This is a genomic window from Escherichia sp. KCJ4928 (assembly GCF_004352695.1).
Taxonomy (GTDB): domain Bacteria; phylum Pseudomonadota; class Gammaproteobacteria; order Enterobacterales; family Enterobacteriaceae; genus ECMA0423.
The window spans coordinates 1-2,705 of record NZ_SJWV01000319.1; the positions used below are offsets into that span (position 1 = coordinate 1).

The window sequence follows — 2,705 nt, forward strand, 5'->3', positions numbered from 1 at the left end:
TTGATGTATTGTGATTTAATTAATGGCGATATTTTGATAAAGGGATCTATTTCCCTTTAGAAGATGATATTGATATAAAAAGCCAATCAGCTGAAAAACAGGCAACTCGCTTTAAAAATGATTAATGATGGTTTAGAGCAGGATAATGAGTTGCCTTACAATCCCGATAACATGTTATGCTTTCTATCATGATCTCAATTTGCGCGGGTTAAAACGAAAAAAGCCTCTGTCCAATAAACTAGGGTCAGTTCAGACTCACAGACTCCTAAGAGATGAAACCCCATCAGGGGTTTCCGTTAACTTATGGCTATCAATCAAACGTGTATTCACACTCGATACATTCATAACGATCAAATACCACGCCATCTAAAGCTGAACCACTCACAGCCCCAGCAGTAGCTCCAGCTACTAAACGTCCAAATAGAGCGCCTACCGCAGCACCAGCAATCGTCCCTACAACAGGAACAGCAGAGCCGATAGACGCTCCAGCTAGTGCGCCTGATACGCCACCAGCAACAGCTCCTGTCTTTTCCCTATATGACGTTCACGAATACGGGTTGAGTCACATACAGGGCAACAAATGTAATTTTCCATCATGATTTCCTTTTATTTTGATTAAAAAGCAAAAAAGCCTCAGTCCGTGAGGGCAGGGGCTTTTAGTGGTGTATAGATATTGAATAAGACATATTACGATATAGTGATTAATGACTATGCTTTTTGGCGATTAAAATTCCCATGAAGAATATTTCCACCATTTCTCAATGAATCGATATAGTCGGCATACTACCGTAGTATTCGACTCCTCGTATTGAAAATGGATCTCCTATATGACATGGCTAAAGTTTTAGTGATTCATTGGATTATTCAACTTTGCAAAGTCGAATGGCGAAATCGTTTGTTCACGATTAGCATCCAAATAATCCGCCCACCACTGCACCATTAATCGGCGTTGATCTATATGTTCTGCCTTATGAATATAAGCAGCCCTCACTGAGTTACGTTCTTGGTGGCTCATTTGCCTTTCTACTGCATCCTTCGACCATAAACCTGATTCAACTAATGAGCTACACGCCATCGTTCTAAAACCGTGTCCACAAATTTCAGTCTTCGTATCATAGCCCATCACACGTAAGGCTTTATTGACTGTATTTTCACTGATTGGTTTACGCGGGTCATGTGCTCCTGTAAAGATCAGACCATTTTCACCAGCCCATGTCTGAAGTTCTGTCAGTATGGCTACAGCCTGTTTGCTGAGTGGCACAAGATGTGGTGTTCGCATCTTGGTTCCCCAATGAGAGTTCAGGCGGTGTGAGCAAATAAAAAAGAAAACATAAATAAAACCATACGGCTTTTGGGGCCGGATGGTTATTCATTATTTTTGTGTCACTGAACCTTCATTCATCAGATCTGCTCAGAAAGTGAATCAATGTAGTCAGCATACCACTGCATCATTTCACGGCGACCATCCAGATACTGGGCATGATTATAGGTACCTCTGATAGCGTTTTTATCCACATGAGCTAATTGAATTTCAATCCAGGCAGAATTAAAACCCTGTTCGTGCAGAATTGTACTCATGGTGTGTCTGAAACCGTGCCCTGTGAGTCTTCCCTTATATCCCAGCAATTCAATGACTTGGTTAATGCTTTCCTTACTAATTGGCTTGCGAGGATCGTTCCTACCGATAAAGACCAGAGGATGATGTTTTGAGATTGGTTCAAGTTGCTTAAATAGCGCAATGACCTGCTCAGAGAGCGGCACAATATGAGGTCGCTTCATCTTCATTACTTCTGCTGGGATCTCCCATAATTTTGTCTCAAAATCGATATCCTCCCAGCGTGCGAAACGTAATTCTTGTGTTCGTACACCGGTTAACATAATGATCTGAGTAGCTGTCTTAGTGATGATACTTCCGGTATAACCAGCCAGATCGTTGAGGAAGTGGGGAAGTTCATTAGCAGTAAGAAAGGGAAAATGTACTTTTTTCGGTGTAGCTAAAGCACAGGCAAGATCGGGAGCAGGGTTGTAGTCTGCCCGACCAGTAACAATTGCATAGCGGAACACCTCACCACAGCGCTGGCGGACTTTGCGCATTTTCTCCAGAGCTCCACGTTTTTCCATTTTACGCAGTGCTTCCAGTAACTCCATTGGTTTGATTTCGGCGATAGGGCGTTTGCCAATGTAGGGAAAAATGTCTTTTTCAAAGGTATCAATGATTTCATCACGATAGCGTAATGACCACCGATCGGCTTTTGACTGATGCCATTCGCGAGCAATGGCCTCGAACGTATTTTTCAAACTCATTTGCTGCGCGATTTTTTCCTCTTTTTTTGCCATCCCTGGATCGCCTCCAGCAGCGAGGATTTTCCTAGCTTCGCTGCGTTTTTCACGAGCGTCGGCTAGCGTTACATCGGGGTATACGCCAATAGAAAGCATCTTTTCTTTACCAGCAAATCGGTACTTCATACGCCAGTATTTAGAACCATTAGTGTTAATCAGTAGATACATACCGCCGCCATCAGCAAGTTTATAGGGCTTTTCTTTTGGTTTTGCGGTTTTCACTTTAATATCGGTTAATGCCATGACATCCTCCGGCTTTTAATGAATTCATGTTCCTGAGGGGGATTTCTGCCAGTAATTAACCTGATACCCCCAATGTCCCCCCTTGTATAACAAAGATGTTGTTGAAAGCCGTTGTTATATAT

General features: G+C 42.6%; 1 protein-coding gene and 1 pseudogene. Both read right to left on the reverse strand.

The genetic code is table 11. The annotated features are described in order from the left end of the window. Positions 1-844: 844 nt before the first annotated feature. Positions 845-1,297 (reverse strand): annotated as a pseudogene (locus tag E0D98_RS23135) (site-specific integrase); the annotation flags it as partial. A gap of 104 nt (positions 1,298-1,401) precedes the next feature. Continuing rightward, positions 1,402-2,583, reverse strand: coding sequence for an integrase arm-type DNA-binding domain-containing protein (locus tag E0D98_RS23140; RefSeq protein ID WP_021543783.1), 1,182 nt, complete (start codon positions 2,581-2,583; stop codon positions 1,402-1,404). Positions 2,584-2,705: the final 122 nt, after the last annotated feature.

Coding starts and splice junctions, on each gene's coding strand:
- E0D98_RS23140 (WP_021543783.1), bottom strand. CDS start 2,583: ATGGCATTAACCGATATTAAAGTGAAAACCGCAAAACCAAAAGAAAAG.